This is a genomic window from Actinoalloteichus caeruleus DSM 43889, from assembly GCF_000429185.2.
Taxonomy (GTDB): Bacteria; Actinomycetota; Actinomycetes; order Mycobacteriales; family Pseudonocardiaceae; genus Actinoalloteichus_B; species Actinoalloteichus_B caeruleus.
Genome location: NZ_AUBJ02000001.1, coordinates 5,278,261 through 5,297,367, shown reverse-complemented (window position 1 = coordinate 5,297,367; position 19,107 = coordinate 5,278,261). Strand labels below are relative to the sequence as shown.

19 protein-coding genes are annotated in these 19,107 nt (G+C 72.1%); 6 read left to right on the top strand and 13 right to left on the bottom strand.

Annotated features, from left to right (window positions below; genetic code table 11):
* Positions 1-158: 158 nt before the first annotated feature.
* The 6 genes from G443_RS21585 to G443_RS21560 form a co-directional block, all read right to left on the bottom strand.
* On the bottom strand, positions 159-1,715 hold the full coding sequence (locus tag G443_RS21585) for an aldehyde dehydrogenase family protein (RefSeq protein WP_308208869.1): 1,557 nt from the start codon (positions 1,713-1,715) through the stop codon (positions 159-161).
* A gap of 182 nt (positions 1,716-1,897) precedes the next feature.
* Positions 1,898-2,914 (bottom strand): hypothetical protein, encoded by a 1,017-nt coding sequence (locus tag G443_RS21580; RefSeq protein ID WP_155886105.1) that lies wholly within the window; start codon positions 2,912-2,914, stop codon positions 1,898-1,900.
* A gap of 38 nt (positions 2,915-2,952) precedes the next feature.
* A complete protein-coding gene (locus tag G443_RS21575) occupies positions 2,953-4,026 on the bottom strand; it encodes a hypothetical protein (protein ID WP_051313885.1) in 1,074 nt (357 codons plus the stop codon).
* A gap of 43 nt (positions 4,027-4,069) precedes the next feature.
* The gene (locus G443_RS21570; protein ID WP_026418609.1) at positions 4,070-4,570 is read right to left on the bottom strand and encodes a TspO/MBR family protein; all 501 of its coding nucleotides are present in this window, start codon (positions 4,568-4,570) and stop codon (positions 4,070-4,072) included.
* Positions 4,571-4,620: 50 nt separating this feature from the next.
* Positions 4,621-5,280, bottom strand: coding sequence for an endonuclease NucS (nucS, locus tag G443_RS21565; RefSeq protein ID WP_026418610.1), 660 nt, complete (start codon positions 5,278-5,280; stop codon positions 4,621-4,623).
* Positions 5,281-5,340: 60 nt separating this feature from the next.
* The gene (locus G443_RS21560) at positions 5,341-6,528 is read right to left on the bottom strand and encodes a S8 family peptidase (protein ID WP_026418611.1); all 1,188 of its coding nucleotides are present in this window, start codon (positions 6,526-6,528) and stop codon (positions 5,341-5,343) included.
* A gap of 290 nt (positions 6,529-6,818) precedes the next feature.
* On the opposite strand from G443_RS21560, the gene G443_RS21555 reads away from it, so the two are divergent.
* Positions 6,819-7,364, top strand: a complete 546-nt coding sequence (locus G443_RS21555) for an NUDIX domain-containing protein (RefSeq protein ID WP_026418612.1) — start codon at positions 6,819-6,821, stop codon at positions 7,362-7,364.
* 17 nt (positions 7,365-7,381) lie between these two features.
* On the opposite strand, the gene ehuA is transcribed toward G443_RS21555, so the two are convergent.
* From ehuA to murA, 5 genes are all read right to left on the bottom strand, one after another.
* The gene (gene ehuA, locus G443_RS21550; protein WP_026418613.1) at positions 7,382-8,209 is read right to left on the bottom strand and encodes an ectoine/hydroxyectoine ABC transporter ATP-binding protein EhuA; all 828 of its coding nucleotides are present in this window, start codon (positions 8,207-8,209) and stop codon (positions 7,382-7,384) included.
* Between the two features lie 51 nt (positions 8,210-8,260).
* Positions 8,261-8,923 (bottom strand): ectoine/hydroxyectoine ABC transporter permease subunit EhuD, encoded by a 663-nt coding sequence (ehuD, locus tag G443_RS21545; protein WP_026418614.1) that lies wholly within the window; start codon positions 8,921-8,923, stop codon positions 8,261-8,263.
* Positions 8,920-9,621 carry an ectoine/hydroxyectoine ABC transporter permease subunit EhuC gene (ehuC, locus tag G443_RS21540; RefSeq protein WP_026418615.1) on the bottom strand — a complete coding sequence of 234 codons (702 nt, stop codon included), beginning with the start codon at positions 9,619-9,621 and terminating at the stop codon, positions 8,920-8,922. The genes ehuD and ehuC overlap by 4 nt, the downstream gene beginning before the upstream one ends.
* A 19-nt stretch (positions 9,622-9,640) precedes the next feature.
* Positions 9,641-10,558 carry an ectoine/hydroxyectoine ABC transporter substrate-binding protein EhuB gene (gene ehuB / locus G443_RS21535; RefSeq protein WP_026418616.1) on the bottom strand — a complete coding sequence of 306 codons (918 nt, stop codon included), beginning with the start codon at positions 10,556-10,558 and terminating at the stop codon, positions 9,641-9,643.
* Positions 10,559-11,984: 1,426 nt separating this feature from the next.
* Positions 11,985-13,253: a UDP-N-acetylglucosamine 1-carboxyvinyltransferase gene (gene murA / locus G443_RS21530; protein ID WP_026418617.1), complete on the bottom strand. Its 1,269-nt coding sequence runs from the start codon at positions 13,251-13,253 to the stop codon at positions 11,985-11,987.
* A 112-nt stretch (positions 13,254-13,365) separates the two neighbouring features.
* On the opposite strand from murA, the gene G443_RS21525 reads away from it, so the two are divergent.
* Positions 13,366-13,941: a cob(I)yrinic acid a,c-diamide adenosyltransferase gene (locus G443_RS21525; protein ID WP_026418618.1), complete on the top strand. Its 576-nt coding sequence runs from the start codon at positions 13,366-13,368 to the stop codon at positions 13,939-13,941.
* A gap of 375 nt (positions 13,942-14,316) precedes the next feature.
* Here the strand turns inward: G443_RS21525 and G443_RS21520 are convergent, their stop codons facing one another.
* Together G443_RS21520 and G443_RS21515 are read right to left on the bottom strand one after the other, a co-directional pair.
* Positions 14,317-14,757 carry a DUF2550 domain-containing protein gene (locus tag G443_RS21520; RefSeq protein ID WP_026418619.1) on the bottom strand — a complete coding sequence of 147 codons (441 nt, stop codon included), beginning with the start codon at positions 14,755-14,757 and terminating at the stop codon, positions 14,317-14,319.
* A 27-nt stretch (positions 14,758-14,784) separates the two neighbouring features.
* Positions 14,785-15,150 (bottom strand): F0F1 ATP synthase subunit epsilon, encoded by a 366-nt coding sequence (locus G443_RS21515; RefSeq protein ID WP_026418620.1) that lies wholly within the window; start codon positions 15,148-15,150, stop codon positions 14,785-14,787.
* 386 nt (positions 15,151-15,536) lie between these two features.
* Between G443_RS21515 and G443_RS25915 the strand changes: the two genes are divergently transcribed.
* The 4 genes from G443_RS25915 to G443_RS21500 all read left to right on the top strand — a co-directional run bounded on the left by G443_RS25915 (position 15,537) and on the right by G443_RS21500 (position 18,988).
* Positions 15,537-16,013, top strand: a complete 477-nt coding sequence (locus G443_RS25915) for a sigma factor-like helix-turn-helix DNA-binding protein (RefSeq protein ID WP_081715390.1) — start codon at positions 15,537-15,539, stop codon at positions 16,011-16,013.
* 280 nt (positions 16,014-16,293) lie between these two features.
* Positions 16,294-16,626 carry a hypothetical protein gene (locus G443_RS21510; RefSeq protein WP_026418621.1) on the top strand — a complete coding sequence of 111 codons (333 nt, stop codon included), beginning with the start codon at positions 16,294-16,296 and terminating at the stop codon, positions 16,624-16,626.
* Positions 16,627-16,907: 281 nt separating this feature from the next.
* On the top strand, positions 16,908-17,459 hold the full coding sequence (locus G443_RS21505; protein WP_026418622.1) for a SigE family RNA polymerase sigma factor: 552 nt from the start codon (positions 16,908-16,910) through the stop codon (positions 17,457-17,459).
* Entirely contained in the window at positions 17,456-18,988 is a 1,533-nt protein-coding gene (locus G443_RS21500) for a hypothetical protein (RefSeq protein ID WP_026418623.1), read from the top strand. Before G443_RS21505 ends, G443_RS21500 begins: the two co-directional genes overlap by 4 nt.
* Positions 18,989-19,107: the final 119 nt, after the last annotated feature.

Genomic DNA, 19,107 nt, shown 5'->3' with positions numbered 1-19,107 from the left:
CCTCCCTGTCGACCCGCCCGGCTCGTCCGGGCAGGCCCCACGCCCGCCCCCTGACCGGGTGACGGCCGTCACCACGGTGACCCTACCGGTGCCAGAGGTGTCGGGTCGGGTGGACGGCCGGGGCGGATGCGGACACCGGACGACGGCGCCGCCAGGGGTCACCGCCGGTAGCGCAGGCGCAGGAGCCGGCCCAGCCGCCGCACGGCCCTGGTCCGCCCCGTGAAGGTCATCGGGTTCAGCAGGGGGCGGAACCGCCGCCGCACCACCGACTGCGCCCTGGCGAAACCGCGGAGGCCGTCCTCCCCGTGCACCCGGCCGAAACCCGACTCGCCGGAACCCCCGAAGGGGAGAGCGGGAACGGCGGCGAAGGTGAGGACGCCGTCCACCGCCACCATGCCCGCTCGCAGCCGGGGCGCGAGGTCCGCTCCGGCCGGACCGGCGAAGACGGCCGCTCCCAGCGCGTGGCGTCCGGAGTTGGCCCGGGCGACGGCGGTGTCGAGATCGGGAACGCGGTGGACGACGAGGACCGGCCCGAAGGTCTCCTCCGAACTGACCAGCGCCTCCTCCGGCACGTCGACCAGCACCACCGGCTCGACGTACGGCGGCCGTACGGACTCCACGCCGCCGACCAGCGCCCTGCCTCCCCGCTCCAGCGCCTCGGCGAGCTGGCGGCGCACGACCTCGACCTGGGCCGGGTCGGTCATCGGCCCGTAGTCGGCGTGGGGTTCACCGCCGGGTCGCACCCGGGCCACCCGTTCGACGAGCAGTCGGAGGAACTCCTCCGCGACGGCCTCCACCACGTAGATCCGTTCCACCGACACGCAGATCTGGCCGGCGTTGGACAGCCCGCCCCACACGGCGGCGTCGGCGGCGCGTCCCAGGTCAGCGCCCTCCCCGACGATGAGGGCGTCCTTCCCCCCGCATTCGAGCACGACGGGTGTGAGGCTGTCGGCGCAGGCGTGGAGGACGGCCCGGCCCGTGCTCGCCGAGCCCGTGAAGGAGATCTTGTCCACCCCGGAGGCGCACAGCGCCGCGCCGGTGTCGCCAGCCCCGGTGACGGTGTGGAGCAGTTCGCGCTCCGGCACGCTCTCGGCGAGTGAGGCCGCCAGCCACCGCCCCACCCCGGGCGTGAGCTCGCTGGGTTTGAACACGACCGTGTTCCCGGCGGCGAGCGCGTAGGCGATGCTGCCCATCGGGGTGAGCACGGGGAAGTTCCAGGGCCCGATGACGCCGACGACGCCGAGCGGGAGGTACTCGACCGTGGAGACCTGGTTGTTCATCAGCCACCCGGACGGCACCCGCCGGCGCCCCAGCACCCGCTCCGCGTGCCGAGCCGCCCAGCTGAGGTGTTCGACGGCCATCGCCACCTCGACCCGGGCGTCGTCGACCGGCTTCCCGGTCTCGGCGCAGACGAGGTGCGCCAGCTCGTCGAAGTGGCGGACGAGGTGGCGGCGCCAGGCGGCGAGCCGGGCGGCACGGCCGCCGAACCCCAGCCCGGACCACCACTCGCCGGCGGCGCGCGCCGAGGCGACGGTGTCCTCGACCTCCTCGGGTGTCCGCAGCGGGTAGTGGCCGACGGTCTCCCCGGTGCGGGGGTCGACGGAGGTGAAGCGCCGCGCTCCCGGCCCCGTCACCGACTCGCCGGTGACCGTCCCGCAGCCGCCCCCGGACACCCCCGCCACGCTGTTGTCCTGGCCTGGCACGGGGTTCGGCATGGTGCATCCTCCCAGGGACCGGGGAGCGTCGCGGGCCGTCAGCCCAGTTCGCGCGCCGGACACGTCGCGGTCGTGACAGATCATCTTCCGGACACCCCCCATTGCGCACCCGTTGGCGTGGGGCCGTGGTGAAGATCCGACGAACGGGTGATGGGCGGGGTGGGCGGGGAACACCCCGTGAGTCAGGCCGAGGGCGGCAGCTCTGGCCTGACCTCCTGGGCCGCGGCGAGCGCGCCGGCGCAGACGTCGGCCCCGTCCCGCAGGACGTCGTCCATCACCACCCGGACGATCTCGGACTCGTACGCGCCGCCGCCGGTGGTTCGGTGCAACCAGCTGATCTCGCACTGGGGGTAGACGATCTCGGACCGTTCGCGGTAGGCGACCGCGCCGGCCACCTCCACCTCCTCGGTGACGTCGTCGTCGGCGGGGTCCGACCCCTGCGCGAACTCGACGAGGAGGGACGGGCCCGCCGGGGCTCCCCAGCGGCACCGGTACAGGCCGTCCGGCCGCGACTCCTGATCGGGTCCCAGGACGTCCTCCACCACGTCCGGGGCCAGCAGGGCGCAGGGGTCCCGTTCCAGCAGGGTGCCGTCCGGGGTGTCCAACAGCGGGGGACCCTCACGGAGTCGTTCGACCGCCACGCGGGCCAGTTCGCCGCCCTGGTCGCACAGATCCTCGCCGGGGCCGTCGACCAGCACGGTCAGCGCGCGGGGGTGTTCGCCCTCGCTGGTGAGCAGCCGCACCGTGCAGTTCCCGCCGGACCCGCTGCTCATCGACTGCAGGTAGGTGGGGAGGCCGGCGATGTCCTCGGCAGCCTCCTGCGCGAAGAGGAGCGCGTTGTCCCCGAGCTGGAGGGACACGTTCAGGGAACGTTCCTCCAGGAGCTTGTACCCGTAGCAGCGGTCCCAGCCGGAGTTGGACAGGGTCAGGTCGTCGGCCAACGGGGCGAGGGCCGCGGGGTCGACCAGCGCGCACGGATCGACCCGCCGTTGGGCGTCCAGGGTCAACGCCGGGTCCTGTGGTCCGGTCCACTCCGCCGCGACCCCCGGATCGACCGGGGCGGGTTCCATCGGGACCGTGCTCCTGGCCGAGACGGTCTTGGTCAGGTCGGGTGCCGCTCCGCAGCCGGCCGCCACCAGGGACATGAGCACGGCCGCTCCCAGGAACGAGGAGGCGGGACCGGTTCGACGCACAGGCACGTCCGCACGCTAGCCGGTCGTCGGCGCCGGTGGGTCCACTACGGCCAACCGTGGTCCCCCGGCTCGCGCGGGGAGCGCGTTCGGTCCCGTACGGGAAGTGGAGGACTCCGCTGGGTGCGCGTCCGCGCTGGTCCCCGCGCGCGGCCAGCCCGTCGAGGACCGCGCCGGCGGGCGAGACCTCTCGGCCCGTTCCAGCCCCCGCCCGGACGGGGGCGCGCACGGGCGGCCGGGGAGGCGGTGAGGGCGGCCCGTCGGTTCACCGGCTCGGGCTCGTCCGCCGTCCCACCTGGATCCACCGCCGCTGGGGATGGCCGCCGCGCGGGGGGCTCCCGGAGTTCGGTGGCGAGCGGGTCGAGGGTCGTCACCAGGAACGTGAGGGGGACGTCGCGCGCGGCGAGCACGTCCGACGCCCAGTCGAGGAAACCGTGGAAGAGCTCGTCACCGCCGAGGTAGGGCGCGGTCACCAGGAAGCCGATGATGTGGACCCACGTCCTCGGCGGTGTGCTGGCGCTGCCGTTCGGTGTGCTCGGTGACAGCCGGGAACAGATCCTCCAGCCGCGCGCAGGTGGTCCGGACGAGACCCGTGGCACGCCGCGCGACCATCGTGCACTCCCGCGCCACCAGGCGCGGGAGGTCGTCGACGGGGTGGCGGGGGAGGTCGGCGGTGGTGGCCGCCGCGCCGCGAGGAGGTCGGCCGCCTCGCGGGCGTCCCGGGCCCAGGCGTGCGCTCCGAGCGGTTCGGCGTAACGGCCGTCCGCGCCGCAGGGGGCTCCGCCGACGATGACGGGCCTTCCGTCGGCATGGCAGGCGGTGACGGTCGCGTGCGCGGTGGGGAGGCGGGTGGCGATCGAGCGGGAGAGCGCCACGACGTCGGGGCCCTCCCGGTGCGGGTGGGTGATCAGCGGTGAGGAAACGGGAGTGCGCGTCGACCAACCACGCCGGTTGCCCTGGTCGAACCGGGCACCCCCGTCGGCGGCGGGGAAGCCGTTGAGGGCCCGCGGGGTGCCGTCGCGCCCGAGCAGCACGGCGGGACAGGGCGTGGAACCCCACAGCTCGTCACCCACGAGGGGCGGGGAGGCGCGCGTCAGGCCGTCCGTGTCCACCGTTCCCACTGGTCCCGACCTGGTTCGGCGGTCGCGAACGGGTCAGCGGCGCTCACGTGTTGAGCGACCAGACCGCGGCGTTCAGCAGGGCCGCGAACCCCACCCAGAGCAGGTAGGGCACCAGCAGCACAGCCGCCGTGCGGTGGAGCCGGGCGAACAGGCCCACGAGGACGGCGACGACGAGGAACAGCACCACGATGTCGACCAACGCGAGGCCGTAACGTCCGGCGGCGAAGAACAGCGGCGTCCACGCGGCGTTCAACACGAGCTGGGCGCCGTACAACCCGAGCGCGGTACGGGCTCCGGTGATGCCGTGCCGCCGCCACACCAGCCAGCCCGAGACGGCGATCAACACGTAGAGCGCCGTCCACACGGGCCCGAAGAGCCAGGAGGGCGGGGCCCAGGACGGCAGTTCGAGCGCCGCGTAGTCCTCGGCCGCGGATCTTGAGGCGAGCGAGCCGACCACGGCGGTCGCCGCGACGGCCGCGACGAAGACGAGCAGCCCGCGCACCGGGTGCGCGGGGGCGTGGCCTGGCTCCGGTTGGACGGGCATCCCCCCAGGCTAGGGCCGATGCGGACGCCCGTGTTCCCGACGCCCCGCGCTCAGAAGAGGCGGAACTCGTCCGGTTCGATGCCCCGCAGGGCGTCGTAGTCGAGGGTGACGCAGCGGATGCCCCGGTCCTCGGCCAGCACCCGCGCCTGGGGCCTGATGATCTGCGCGGCGAAGACACCCCGCACCGGCGCCAGCAGGGGATCCCGGTTGAGCAGGTCCAGGTACCGGGTCAGCTGTTCGACCCCGTCGATCTCACCGCGACGCTTGATCTCCACGGCGACCGTGGCCCCCGCGTCGTCGCGGCAGAGCAGGTCGACCGGGCCGATGGCCGTCGGGTACTCGCGGCGCACCAGCGACCAGCCCTCCCCGAGGGTGGTGACGTGCTCGGCGAGCAGCTCCTGGAGGTGCGCCTCGACACCGTCCTTGACCAGGCCCGGCTCCGGGCCCAGCTCGTGCTTGCTGTCGTGCAGGACCTCGCTGATGGTGATGACGAGCTTCTCGCCGGCCTTGTTCTGCACGGTCCACACGTCGGGGTCCTCGATCAGCCAGCAGGGCGGGCTCATCCAGTTCAGCGGTTTGTACGCGCGGTCGTCGGAGTGGACCGACACGGACCCGTCCGCCTTGATCAGCAGGAGCCTGGTGGCCTTCGGCAGATGGGCGGTGAGCCGGCCGACGTAGTCCACCTGGCACTGAGCGATCACGAGACGCACCCGGCACAGCCTAGATGCCCCGTCGACGCCGTCGCGCGCGCCCCGCCGGCCGGCTCGCCGTCACTGCCCGGTGTAGAGGAGGAGGTTGGGCGAACCCGCCTGCGGGTCCTCGACCACGTCCGGCGTCGCGGCGTCGGTGAGGGCCGCCGCGATCTCCTCGGGAGTGGCCTCGGGGCTCTCGGCCAGGAGGAGGGCGGCGGCGCCCGCGACGTGGGGTGAGGCCATCGACGTCCCGCTGATGGTGTTGGTGGCGTCCTCCCCGTCGATCCAGGCCGAGGTGATGTCGACGCCGGGGGCGAACAGGTCGAGGCACTCCCCCCAGTTGGAGAAGTAGGCGCGGCCGTCCTCGGCGTCGGTGGCCCCGACCGTCACGGCTTCCTCGACCCGGGCCGGTGAGGTCCCGCAGGCGTCGGTGTTGGAGTTGCCCCCGGCCACGACGTAGGTGACGCCGGCGGCCACGGAGTTGGCGACGGCCTCGTCGATGGCGGTGGCCCCGGCGCTACCCAGGCTCATGTTGGCCACGGCGGGCGTCTCGGCGTTCTCGGTGACCCAGTCGATGCCCGCGATCACGCCGGAGCTCGTGCCGGAGCCGTCGCATCCGAGCACGCGCACCGAGTAGAGGTCGACGCCCTTGGCCACCCCGTACTCCTCGCCGCCGATGGTTCCCGCGACGTGGGTGCCGTGGCCGTTGCAGTCCTCGCCCTCCTGGCCGTCGTCGACCGCGTCGAACCCGAGTTGGGCTCGGCCACCGAAGTCGACGTGCCCGTGGTTGATGCCGGTGTCGAGGACGTAGACGGACACCCCCTCCGCGGTCGACTGGTACTCGTAGGCCTCGTCGAGGGGGAGTTCCCGCTGGTCGATGCGGTCCAGGCCCCAGGTGGGGCCCTCCTGGACATCGGTGAGCCGAACCCGCTGGTCCTGCTCGACGAGCGCGACACCGGGTTCGGCGGCCAGCAGCGGCGCCTCGGCGTCGTCCAGGCTGACGGCGAACCCGCGCAGCGCCGTCCGGTAGGTCATCTCCACGGAGCCGCCGAACTTGGCGGCCAGATCACCGGCGGTTCCCACGACGTCCTGGGCGGAGACCGTGTCGTCCAGGACCACGATGTACCGGCCGGGCACCGCGTCGGGGTTCTCGGTGCCCAGCACGTCCCCGCGTGGGCCTTCCGTCGCGAGTGCCGTTCCTGGCAGGGCCGCGACGAGCGCCACCGCCCCCAGGAACGCCACCGCCCTGGACCATGAGTCGTTCATTGCCACTCCTCCCCGTCGATCCGTCAGGAAATTTCCAACAGGACCGACTATTCGTAAGGGAAAGATTGACATTCGACCGGCTGGTTGCGGAATGCCTTCGCGTTCGTCGGGCGGGGCTGTACCCCTTCGAATGAGGGGTCTCACCCGTTCGGCCAAGGAACCGTTCACGAGTGGTGGCGGGGACTGCTCCAACCGGAGCACGGTCTCCACAGCGGAGCGGGGTTCGTGGGTCGCGGAAGCACCACCCCCGGACTTGGCACCCTCCTCGCCAGGAGGCAGGATCATCGGCCGTGGACACGCTCGACAGCCGCCAGGTGTACGCGAACCCGTGGATGAGCATCCGAGAGGACACCATCCGGCGCCAAGACGGTTCGGTCGGGATCTACGGGGTCATCGACAAGCCACCGTTCGCGCTGGTGATCCCGGAGGACGGGGAACGGTTGTTCCTCGTGGAGCAGTTCCGCTACCCACTGGGTCGGCGGTGCTGGGAGTTCCCGCAGGGCACCGCCCCGGACCAACTGGAACTCCCGCCGAGGGAACTGGCCGAACGCGAACTCCGCGAGGAGACCGGCCTGCGGGCGGGTCGGCTGACCGAACTCGGCACGCTCGACCTCGCGCCGGGGCTGAGCAGCCAGCGCGGCGCGGTCTTCCTGGCCACCGAACTCACCATCGGCGTGCACCAGCGGGAACACGAGGAGCAGGACATGCGTGCCGCCTGGTTCACCCACGAGCGGTTCCGGGAGATGGTGGCCACCGGCGAGATCACCGACGCCCAGTCCATCGCGGCGTACTCCCTGCTCCTGCTGCACCGGGCGGGCGTCGGCGTCGCTGACTGACCGACGCCCGCACCCGCTCAGGTCTCGTCGAGCACGGACTCCAGGAAGGTCCTGGTGCGCTCCTGCTTGGGGTCGTCGAAGATCTCGGCCGGCGGAGCCGCCTCGATGATCTTCCCCTGGTCGAACATGAGCACCCGGTGGGAGACGTCCCGGGCGAACTTCATCGCGTGGGTGACGCAGAGCATGGTGATGTCACTGCTCTTCGCGATGTCGCGCAGCACGTCGAGCACCTCGGCGGCCAGCTCGGGGTCCAGCGCCGAGGTGACCTCGTCGAGCAGCAGGATGTCCGGGTCCATGGCCAGCGCCCTGGCGATCGCTACCCGCTGCTGCTGACCACCGGAGAGCTGCGACGGGTACGCCCGGAGCTTGTCACCGAGCCCCACCATGTCGAGCAGTTCCTTCGCCCGCTCCTCCGCCTCGTCCTGCGAGCGGCCGAGGACGTGCACCGGGGCCTCGGTGACGTTGCGCAGGACCCGCATGTTCGGGAACAGGTTGTACTGCTGGAACACCATCGTGATCCGACCTCGGACCTTGCGGACGTGCTGCTCCCCGGCCTTGACCAGCTCGCCGTTCCGCTCCTCGTGGTAGAGGTAGTCCTCCCCCACCCTGATGGTGCCGGAGTCTGGCTTGGTCAGCGTCATGAGCATCCGAAGGATGGTGGTCTTCCCCGAACCGCTCGGCCCGATCAGCGTCACCCGCTCCCCGGACCCGACCGAGAACGACAGGTCGTCGAGGACGACGTTCTTCCCGAAGCGCTTGCTGATCTGGTCGAAGACGATGAACCCGTCGTCGGTGGTCGCTTTCTCCCCCGGCGAGCCGGCCGCCGCGGCGCTGGGCTCGGTCATGTCGAATCCTCTCGGTCTCACGAAGAACGGTGGGGTGGGGCTGGCGGCGGATCAGGCCGCGCGGACGGTGCCGAAACGGCGCTCGAAGATGCGGGCGATCCACGACATCACCAGGGCGGTCGCCAGGTAGAGGATGCCGGCGACGGTGATGGGTTCCGGGTAGCGGAAGGTCTCCGACCCGATGCCCTGGGCGGTGGTCAGCATCTCCGGGAGCGTGATGACGATGAGCTGCGGGGTGTCCTTGAACATCGCGATCACGTAGTTGCCCAGCGCCGGCGCCGAACGCGGGATCGCCTGCGGCAGGATCACGCTCGTCCAGGTGCGGCGAGCCGGCAGGTTCAGCGCCTTCGCCGCCTCCCACTGCCCCTGGGGCACCCCCTCGATGCCAGCCCGGTAGACCTCCGAGATGTAGGTGGCGTAGTGCACGCCCAGTCCGATGGCACCGGTCATCAGGGTGGAGAGGTGCACGTCGAACTGCGGCAGCACGTAGAAGAGGAAGAACAGCTGCACGAGCAGCGGCGTGGACCGGATGAACTCCACGACCAGCCCCACCGGAGCGGAGACCCAGACCAGCCGGCTGCGCCGCAGCAGGGCGAAGACCAGGCCGAGCACCAGTGCGATCAGGTAGCCGACGACGGTCGCCTGGAGCGCGATGACCAGCCCGTCGAGCAGCCGGGGGAAGGAGTCCCAGAAGATCTGCCAGTCCCAGTTCATGCGGAGGCCTCCGTCCTGCGGAAGATGCGGGCGATCATGCCCGGCGGCACGGTCCGGCCAAGCGAGGCGGCGGCACGCCGTTCGAGGAGCCGCATGAGCGTGGTGAAGACCAGGGCGATCAGGCCGTAGGCGACCAGGAGCAGACCGAAGGTGCCAGCGGTGTTACCGGTGGAGGCCCGCACCAGCTGCGCACCGAAGGTGAGGTCGGACAGGAAGACGACCGAGACCAGCGCGGTGGCCTTGAGCAGCTCGATGAGGTTGTTGCTGAAGGAGGGGATCATCGCCACGACCGCCTGCGGGAGGATGACCTTGCGCATCCGCTGCCACGGCGTGAAGTTGAGCGCGATCGCCGCCTCGATCTGCCCCTGCGGTACCGCCCGCACCGCCCCGCGCACCACCTCGGCGCCGTAGGCACCGATGTTGAGCGAGAGCGCGAGGACACCGGCGAACAGCGGCGCCAACTGGACCCCGAAGACCGTCGGGAGCACGAAGATCAACCAGAACAGCACCACCAGTGCCGAGAGCCCCCGGAAAGCCTCGGTGTAGGCGAATCCCATTCCCCGCAACAGTTTGTTCCCGCTGAGCCGGGCCAACCCGGCCGCGAAGGCGAACACCAGTCCCAGTATCGCCCCGAATATCGTGAGCTGAAGGGTGACAAGCAACCCTTCGAACATGTAGTTCCAGAGACCCGCGGACATCTGCGCGAACTCCTTCTCGTCAGGACACCGGCGCGCTGCACAGTTCGTCGGCGGTCAGATCAGTCATCTCTGCCTCGGTGAAACCGAACGGCTCGACGATTTCCAGCAGTTCTCCCGAGCTCTTCATGTCGGCGAGTTCGCGGTTGAAGTCGTTGACGATGTTCCCCTGGTCCTGCCGGAAGCCGAAAGCGCCGGCGCCGTGCTGCTCCACCCCGTCGACGACGGCGACGAACGGAGGCCCGAGTTCCAGCGGGGTGCCGGGGCGGGCCTCCAGCGCGGAGCGCAGCGAGAGGCCGGTGAGCAGGAAGGCGTCCGCTCGACCCGCCAGGACGCCGTCGAAACCGGAGGGCTGGTCCGGGAACACCACGATGCGGCTGTCCGGCACCCCGATGTCCCGGGCGATGCCCTGCTCGACGCCGCCGACGATGACCCCGATCACCGCGTCGTCGCGCCGCACGAAGTCCTCGACCGTGCCCAGCCCCTTGGGATTTCCCTCGGGCAGCAGCAGGTTGTAGGGGGCGTTGTAGTCCGGGTTCGTGAAGCGGATCTGCTCGCAGCGCGCCGGGGTGATGTACATGCCGGCGGCGATCACGTCGAACAGGCCCGCGTTGAGACCGGGGATCAGCGAGCTGAAGTCGGCGAGCTTCGGGACGAACTCCTCGACCCCGAGCCGGCGGAAGATGGTCTTCCCGACCTCGGAGGCCTGGCCGGTGAGGTTCCCCTCGCTGTCGATGTAGGCGAAGGGCCGCTCGTTGGCGAATCCCATGCGGACGTTGCCTCGGCTCCGGAGCTCGTCGAGCAGGCTCCCGCCCTCCGTGGTGGCCTCGAGATCCACTCGACTGCAACCGGTCGCGAGTCCCGTGCCGAGTCCGACCACCAGCAATCCGCCTGCCGCACCCCGGAGGAAGTTTCGTCGGTTGACGTTCGCAGCAGACACAGCGGGCCGCTCCCTACTTGGTAACAGGTGACGCCGGGTTCCCGATTACCCGGGTGACCCGGCGCTCCGAACCTAGGCCGCGTCATCCCCCCGGTCAAAGACGACCGTTCACACGGTCAGGCGACGTTATCGGAACGAGATTCACGATTCACCCCGCGAGCGACAAAGATCGCCACGGGAAAAACTCTGCGTTACCAGCAGATTCACCCATTCGGCTGACATCGTGCGAACGTTGTGCTATATGGGTCTCGTTTTGATTACGATCAGCCGCGCACGCGAGGACTGCGCACCGAAGGAGAACGACCACGTTTCGTGAGCGGCGCCGCGTTCCCCGCCAGGGAAACAGACCGGACGCGATCAGGAAACGATCCGGCAATGCATGCGGGAAGAATACGTGTGGAACGCCGCGCGGATGGGTACTCGCGTCGGGTGCGTCCCGCTCCCCCAGGCGCTCCCGCCCGACGGCGGGAGCGGACACGACATCCCACTCCCGGGGCGAGGCCACGGGCCCGCCGAGAGGTACCGCCGGGCTCTCCGAGGGCGGTCGTCTCGCGTCGATCGACGCGCCTGGTCGGTTGGTGCCTCGGGGGATGGCGGATGGCGGATGCCTCGCGGATCGGGTCCGCCAGCCGCCCGGGCACGTGAGGACAGCGCCCGGGGCCGTGTCCAACGCGCCGAGGGCTCGAGCGCCGTCACCTCGCCACGGCCCGGTCAACGGCGGCGGCCACCGCACGAGCACGTGACCGTCCGCCACCGGCACCCGGACACGGCCGTGGGCCTCGGGACGCCCGCCGAACCCGGAGGATCACTGGACCGGGCACCAACGCATGCCGAACCGACGGGCGACGCGGCGAGGGGGTGGAGCGACCGTCGAACGACGACGGGCCGGGCCTGGGCGGAGACTCCCGGGAGCAGCGTGGGCCACGCCGTGCGAGCTGCCCGCGCACCGCCGGGACCGAACGCCCACTGACCTGGCCGGTCGCCGCCGACCGAGCGCACCTCGACACACGGGGCCTCGCCCCGCGCCACCGCCCCGGGATGGTCGGGCCCGAGGCCTCGCCCGCCCCGGGCCCGCCAGGACCGTCGGCGCGACCGCGGTCGCCGCCGGGGTGCTCGTTCCGGTCATCCTGGGAGCGTCACGGCACCGGGAGTTCGCCCGGCCAAGTCCGCTCCGGCCAAGCACGTCCCCACCCGCACCCACGAGAACGGTTCAACTCCGCCACGAACCGCCTGACCCGCATCACCAGAGCCCGCGAGAACGTGAGAAGTGGGGCCACGCGCCGACCGAGCGCGTGCTGGAGGCCGCGGCCCGGGCGACCCTCGGGCTGAGGGGCGCCACGCCGGCCCTCACCGGCGCCCAGACGCCCCGCCCGGCTCCCGGCGGGGCCCGGACCGGAGGCACCGGTCCGACCCCGGAGAATGCCGCTCAGCGCTGCGGGGGCTCCGACACCCGCTCGACGTCCGCGCCGAGCCCACGCAGGTTCTCGACGAACCTCGGGTAGCCCCGGTCGATGTGGAACACGTCCCACACCTCCGTGACGCCCTCCGAGCACAGCCCGGCCAGCACGAGACCGGCGCCCGCCCGGATGTCGGACGCCCACACCGGCGCGCTCGACAACCGCTCCACGCCCCTGATCACGGCGTGGTGGCCATCCGTCCTGGCATCGGCCCCCAACCGGACCATCTCGTCGATGAAGCGGAACCGGGCCTCGAAGACGTTCTCGGTGATCATCGACGTGCCGTCGGCGACCGCGGCCAGCACCACCGCGAACGGCTGGAGGTCGGTGGCGAACCCCGGGTAGGGCAACGTCACGAAGTCCACCGCCGAGGGCCGTCCGGACATGACGACCCGGAACTCCTCGTCCCCGACGGTGACCTCCGCGCCGGCCATCCGCAGCTTCTCCAGCACGAGGTCCAGGTGGTGCGGGTCGACGCCGCGCACGGTGATGTCCCCCCGCGTGGCCCCGGCGGCAAGCGCCCAGGTCGCGCCCACGATGCGGTCGCCGATCACCCGGTGCTGGGTCGGCTGGAGCGCCGTGACGCCGTGCACGGTGAGGGTCGACGTGCCCGCCCCCTCGATCTTCGCCCCCATCTGCTGGAGCATCGCGCAGAGATCGATGATCTCGGGCTCCCGGGCCGCGTTGTCGATCACCGTGGTGCCGTCCGCCAACACGGCCGCCATCAGGATGTTCTCCGTGGCGCCCACGCTGGGGAAGTCCAGCCAGATCTGCGCGCCGTGCAACCCCTCCGCCTCGGCCACAACGCACCCGTGTTCGATCTCGCTGCGCGCGCCCAGCTTCCGGAGCCCCGCCTGGTGCATGTCCAGCGGCCGCGAGCCGATCGCGTCCCCACCGGGCAACGCGACCACGGCCCGGCGGCACCGGCCCACCAGCGGCCCCAGCACGCACACCGAGGCGCGGAGCTTGCTCATCGACGCGAAGTCGGCACGGTGGTCCGGCTGGGCGGGCGTCGTGATGCGCACCGTCCCGCCGTCGATGGTCACCTCGCACCCGAGATTCCGCAGGACATCGCCCATCAACGGGACGTCCAGGATCTCGGGGCAGTTGGTGATGGTGGTGGTTCCCTCGGCCAGCAGTGCGGCCGCCATCAGTTTCAGGACGCTGTTCTTGGCGCCGACCACGTCGACGGTTCCCACCAACCGCGCGCCACCACGAACCCGGAAGTGCTCACTCACGGCCAGCCAGCGTAATGGTCGACTCCTCGGCCGTCCGCGACGGCCACCGGACGTGGCGGGTCCGACCGTGCGACGCTGGCCAGACGGGCGACGCCTCCGTAGGCTGCCCGACATGTCGGTGCACCTGAACAGGATCTACACCAGGACCGGTGACGACGGCATGAGCCGTCTCGGCGACTCGAGCCAGGTGCGCAAGACGGACCCGAGGCTCGTGGCCTACGCCGACGTCGACGAGGCCAACGCGGCGATCGGGACCGCCCTGGCACTCGGCGCTCCCCCCGAGGACGTCACCGAGGTGCTCCGCACGATCCAGAACGACCTCTTCGACGTCGGAGCGGACCTGTGCACCCCGATCGTGCCCGACCCCAGGTACCCGCCGCTGCGCGTCACCCAGGCCGCCGTCGACCGCCTGGAGGGGTGGTGCGACGACTTCAACGCACGGCTCGGCAAGCTCGACTCGTTCATCCTGCCCGGCGGGACGCCGGCGGCCGCGCTGCTGCACACCGCCCGGACGGTGACCCGCCGGGCCGAGCGGGCGGTGTGGGCGCTGCTGGAGACCGACCCGGAACGCTGCAACATCCTCACCGCCCGCTACCTGAACCGGTTGTCCGACCTCCTGTTCATCCTCGCCCGGGTCTGCAACCCCGACGGGGACGTGCTGTGGAAGCCCGGCAGCGGCCAGGCCTGAGGACCTCGGCGAAGGAGCGGCGGCATCGGCTCCCTGGGCCCGAACTCCTCCCCCGCCGTGGGCGGGTCACGGCACGGCGGGCCGGCACCGCCAGCGGTCGCGCGACCGCCCGCCCCGAGGAACCCGACGCGCGGGGCGGAGCTGACCGCGCCGAGGGCGGTACGGGAGGCGATCACCGGCCGCCGGAACGCGCCCTCCCGAGGAGGCCGGGACGGGTGACGTCACCGAGATCGCTCGGGGCGCGGCACCCGACCAGGGACGGCGGCGCGCTCCTCGACCGCGGTCCCAGCGACGCGGCCGCACCCACTCCGACACGGCGGGCGGCGGCGCGCTGGTACATCCCACGGGAGTAACGCACACCGGGCGGTGCGGGGCTCAGGACGCCCAGGGCACCGAACGGCCGGGAGGGGACGACTCCAACCACGACAGGAACCCGGTCAACGCATCCGGCCCCATCGCCAGCTCGACCTCGAGGTCCCCCTCGGCCCCGGTGCAGTGCAGGACCGTGGAACCCGGTGGCATGGCGTAGGCCTCCGGCGCCGTCGGGGAGCGGCGGCTGGCGATCTCCAGGCCGGTCCGCCGCAACACCCGGTCCGGCCCGGAACGGAGGCTCAACACGCGGTACCAGCGGAAGTCACCGCCCCGGTAGTGACCGACACCCAGGTGCCAGCCCCGGGGCGTGTCATCCACGCGCGACCGCAGGGCCACGTCGACCCCACCGATCCGGCGCAACAGCCGGATCCGCCGGGTGATCAGGACTGCCAGGACCACCACGGCCACGAACAGGCCCACCCCGATGGTCTCGATCACCCACACGGCTCGGCCCGCCCGTATCTCGGCTTCTCAGACAGCCTGCCCGGCCGCTCGGAGCTTGCCCCGGGCTTTCGCCCGGATCACCGAGTCCTCGCTCTCCGCCTCGAGCTTCGCCTGCTCGATGTCGATCTCGTGGGAGAGCTGGGCGTCCTCGGCGAGCACGCTCACCCGGTCCCCGGTCACGGACAGGAACCCGCCGTGCACCGCCGCGTTGATCCGCTCCCCGTCGGTGGTGGTCACGCGGAACACACCACCCTCGACGAGCTGACCGAGCAGCGGCTCGTGCCGGGGCAGGATGCCGATCTCCCCCTCGGTCGTCTCGGCCACCACGGAGGTCGCCGTCCCGGACCAGAGGCGACGCTCGACAGCGACGAGTTCGACGGTCATCTCGGCCACGCGCATCTCCTTCATCGGCTGGTTGCGTGCAGTCTAGACAACGGGACAGGCAACCTCCGCCGCCCTCCCGGTGTCCTGACCCGATGTACCCACTGACAGGAGACGGGAGCCGCCGGTGAACCGGCAGGACCGGGAGTTCCACGACGTCGTCGTCCACGGATCGCGCGCCCTGCCGCGCACCGCGTACCTGCTCACCGGCGGGGACGCCCCCGGCTGCCGAGGACCCGCTCCAGGACGTCCTCGCCCGGACGTACCCGAGGTGGCGGTCCGTCGCCGGTTCCCCTGGGGCCCACGCGCGGGCGACGCTGGCCAACGCCACGGCCAACCGCTGGCGCCACCTCTCCCGACGGGGGTCCGGGAGACGCCGTGGGAGGACGGGGGCGAACATGGACCAGGACCCGAGCTGGTCCGGCCCGACGAGGTCACGCGCGCGGGCCACGCTGCCGCCCCGACAGCGGGCGGTGATCGTGCTCCGCTTCTCCGAGGACCTGACGGAAGAACGGACCGCCACGGCCCTCTGGGCCTCCAGGGGCACGGTCACGGAGCCAGACCGCGCGGGCACTCGCCCGGCTGCGCGCCGTCCCGCACCAGGCAGGGGACGACCAAGGCGCGAAGGGCCGCCCTCTCCCCCACTCCCCCCTGCCCGCCGGGGAGAACGCCCCCGCGTCCCGGTCGGAGGAGACACCCCTTGGCCGTTGGGGAACCGCGGCGGGTACTGGCCCCCGCCGGCTCCGACCGCACACTCCCACCCGGCTTCGGGACGGGGCCGGGTCGCGGAGGCTGGCCAGAGGAACGCCGCCAGCTCCACCGCCGGCAGCCCGACCGTGCCAGTCACGAGGCCGAGGCGACGGCGTCGCCGGTAGCCACGGCCCTGGGCGAGGGTCGCGTCGGCCACGATCCTGGTGGCCCCCGGTACGGGCACCCGGCAGCGGGTGACCTCGCCGGAGCGCACGACCTCCTCCGAGGTGCTGGAGGGGTGACGGGAGTGGGTTCCCCACTTCGTGGAACCTGCGGCAGGGCCGGACGGAAGACATCCCCGGCGCCCCCAGGTGCCGTGGCGGGCACCACACCTGGCGGAACGGTGGCCGTGATCGGCCAACGCGTGCTCCTACCAGCGAACGGGTCGTCACGGGCGAGGACCAGGTGAGCACCCTGGTCGGCCTGGTCGGACCGGACGCGGAGACCGGCGAGCTCCGCGTCCTCGGCGAGGATCTCGGCCACCGCGTTCCCGGTACCCAGCAGATCATCCCCTCGGGGTTCCTGATCGGCGAGGACGACCGCACCCTCCTCGTCATCGACCCCCGGCCGGAGCCCGAGCCGCACGTCTCGACCCGCCGGTGGTGGACCGAGGACGCCCGGGGCGAGCGGGACTGGCGTGAGCTGGACGTCCAGGGCGCGGTGGCGGTCACCGAACTGCCCGAAGACGTGGACAGCGAGGCCGTCCAGGTCGCCACCCCCGATCCGGGGTCGAGGTGATTCCGGAGGACGGCGAGCCCGTCGTCGTGCCCCTCGCCGGCTGACCGCCCGGAGCGGGGCGCGACCCGACGTGTCCACGCCACTCCCGCCGGCGCGGCGTGGACACCGTCCGGCCGGCCGGGGACACCGGGCCGTCGACGACCGCTGGCCCAGCTGCCCCGTTCCCTCCCCGGCGACCAGAACCCCGGCGCCGGGCCCGTCGAACACCTCCCCTCGCAACCACCGGGACCGGCACGGTGTCAGGTCTGGTGACAGTGCTCCGCCAACCACCGAGGTGGTCCGTGACAGGAAAGAACAAGGACTGGGACACGGAGTTCACCGACTTCGTCGTCCACCGTTCCCCGGCACTCCTCAGAACGGCCTACCTGCTGGCCGGCGGGGACCCGGAGGCCGCACGGGACCTGCTCCAGGACGTGCTGGAGCGCATGTACCCCCGCTGGCCCCGCATCACCGGCTCCCCCGAGGCCTACGCCAGGGGCGCGCTGGCCAACACCGCCGCCAACCGCTGGCGCCGGCTGTCCCGCCGGGTGCGGGAGACACCGCTGGCACCAGGCCAGCTCGCTCCCGCGGTGGACGGGCCGGAGGAGGCCGTCGTCACGGCCGACCAGATCGCACCGCTGCTCGCCAGCCTGCCACCGAGGATGCGAGCCGTCATCGTGCTGCGGTTCTTCGACGACCTCAGCGAGCGGCAGGTGGCCGAGGTGCTCGGCTGCGGGATCGGCACGGTGAAGAGCCAGACCTCGCGCGGGCTCGCGCGGATGCGCGAAGCCCTGCGACCGGACGGGCCAGGAGCGGCCCGGTTGACCACCACTCCAGCGGGAGGACAGCGATGATCGACGAGGACTCGCTCCGGGAGGCCATGCGGGAGACCACTGACGGGCTCCGACCGCCGACCCGGTTGGCCGAGGAGGTCATCGGGGGCGCGCGTGCCCGCCGGCGTCGGCGGCGGCGGACCGGCGTCACGGCTGTCGCCCTGGCAGCGGCCCTCGTCGTGACCGGCGGAGCCCTGACGACGATGAACCTCACCACCACCGAGGTGCTGGGCGGCGAGGGTGCCCCCGCCGTCGCGAGGAGCTGGTTCGACGTGCCCACCCGGGGCGACCTCGCCGACGACCGGGACTTCGTCGGGCGAGCGAGCACGACCTGGCGGGATGAACTGCCGCTCTTCCTGGGCATCAGGGCGGGCCTCGACGAGGGTGGTCGCGGCGACCCCCACCTGGTGGCCGCGACCACCACCCCGTCCGGCCCGGCCGCGATCTTCGTCCAGCGCCATGCCCCCCCGGGCGACGACGAGAGCTACGACATGCTGGGCCTGGTCGCACAGTCGCCGGAGGACGGCGAGCTGCACCTGCTCTCCGTGGGCCGCGACGAGGGCAAGGGCCAGCTGTACCTGTTCGGCGAGGACGACCGCACCCTGATCGGCCTGCCCGGCCCCGAACCGCTGCACCTCTCCACGGGGCCCGACATCGACGGGAGCACCGGTGAGGTCACCCGCCAGTGGGAGGAACTGGTCGCCGAGGACGGCCTCATCCTGCGGCAGCTGCCAGCGGACAGCCATGCGCACGACGTCGTCGCCGCGACGGAGGTTCCGGACACCCTGATACCCGAGGAACTCGAGCGCCGGCCCCCACTGGCGGTGCTCACCTCCGAGAGCAGGGCGGCCGCGCTCGATCCGGGCGCGGCGCAGCACTTCCTCCGGCCCCGTTCGCTGGACTCGAACTGGAACGAGAGCCTCACCTTCTTCTACCTACCGGTCGCCAGCCGACCCGCCCTGACCTACCAGGAACGGCTGGCCGAGGAGGAAGCCCTGGACAGCCCGGACAACTGGCGGTGCGAGACCGGTGAGAACGGCGGGGAAAGCTGTGAGCGGATCACGGCAGCGCCCAGCCACCCCGACAGCGAGCGCGAGCTGGACCTGATGGACAGGACCCAACGCGCGCTCTGGGACTCCGGCCGCGCGGACCTGATCAACCACCACAGCGGGGGCGTCTTCGGCAGCTTCCTCGTCATCGTGCGCATGACCGACGGCAGGATCGCCACCATCGGCGAGCAGTGGAACCGCGTCCAGCACGGCGAGGCGCACGCCGTCGTGTTCACCGACGACAACCTCACCGAGGTCGACGACTTCGCCTACGGGGGCCCGACCCGGCCCGACGACCCGGTGCAGCTCTCCGTCCGGCTCCCGGACGACGAGGGCTGGGTCGTGCTCTCCTACCAGGCCGCGCTCAGGTACCGCACCACCCCGGACGGTCCGTGGCAGGCGGTGGAGTCCGACCGCGGAGCGGCCCTGCTGCCGGCGGAGGCCGTGCAGGTCGAGGTCAGCCGCGAGGGCGGGACGGACGTGGTCGAGCTCGTCCGCTGAGGGCGGTGGCCCCCCTGGTCACCGCTCCCGCCCTGGTCGCCTGGGCGGCGGCGCGATCCCATCGCCGCCGGCAGGCCCCGCCCGTGCCCTGCCAGGGCAGGGTGACGGCGAACGGCCGG

What these genes read in the sequence shown, in the direction of transcription:
- G443_RS21560 (WP_026418611.1), bottom strand. Translation starts at nt 6,528, where the DNA reads ATGAACGACTCATGGTCCAGGGCGGTGGCGTTCCTGGGGGCGGTGGCG.
- G443_RS21585 (WP_308208869.1), bottom strand. Translation starts at nt 1,715, where the DNA reads ATGCCGAACCCCGTGCCAGGCCAGGACAACAGCGTGGCGGGGGTGTCC.
- ehuD (WP_026418614.1), bottom strand. Translation starts at nt 8,923, where the DNA reads ATGAACTGGGACTGGCAGATCTTCTGGGACTCCTTCCCCCGGCTGCTC.
- G443_RS21570 (WP_026418609.1), bottom strand. Translation starts at nt 4,570, where the DNA reads ATGCCCGTCCAACCGGAGCCAGGCCACGCCCCCGCGCACCCGGTGCGC.
- ehuA (WP_026418613.1), bottom strand. Translation starts at nt 8,209, where the DNA reads ATGACCGAGCCCAGCGCCGCGGCGGCCGGCTCGCCGGGGGAGAAAGCG.
- ehuC (WP_026418615.1), bottom strand. Translation starts at nt 9,621, where the DNA reads ATGTCCGCGGGTCTCTGGAACTACATGTTCGAAGGGTTGCTTGTCACC.
- G443_RS25915 (WP_081715390.1), top strand. Translation starts at nt 15,537, where the DNA reads ATGGACCAGGACCCGAGCTGGTCCGGCCCGACGAGGTCACGCGCGCGG.
- G443_RS21500 (WP_026418623.1), top strand. Translation starts at nt 17,456, where the DNA reads ATGATCGACGAGGACTCGCTCCGGGAGGCCATGCGGGAGACCACTGAC.
- G443_RS21525 (WP_026418618.1), top strand. Translation starts at nt 13,366, where the DNA reads ATGTCGGTGCACCTGAACAGGATCTACACCAGGACCGGTGACGACGGC.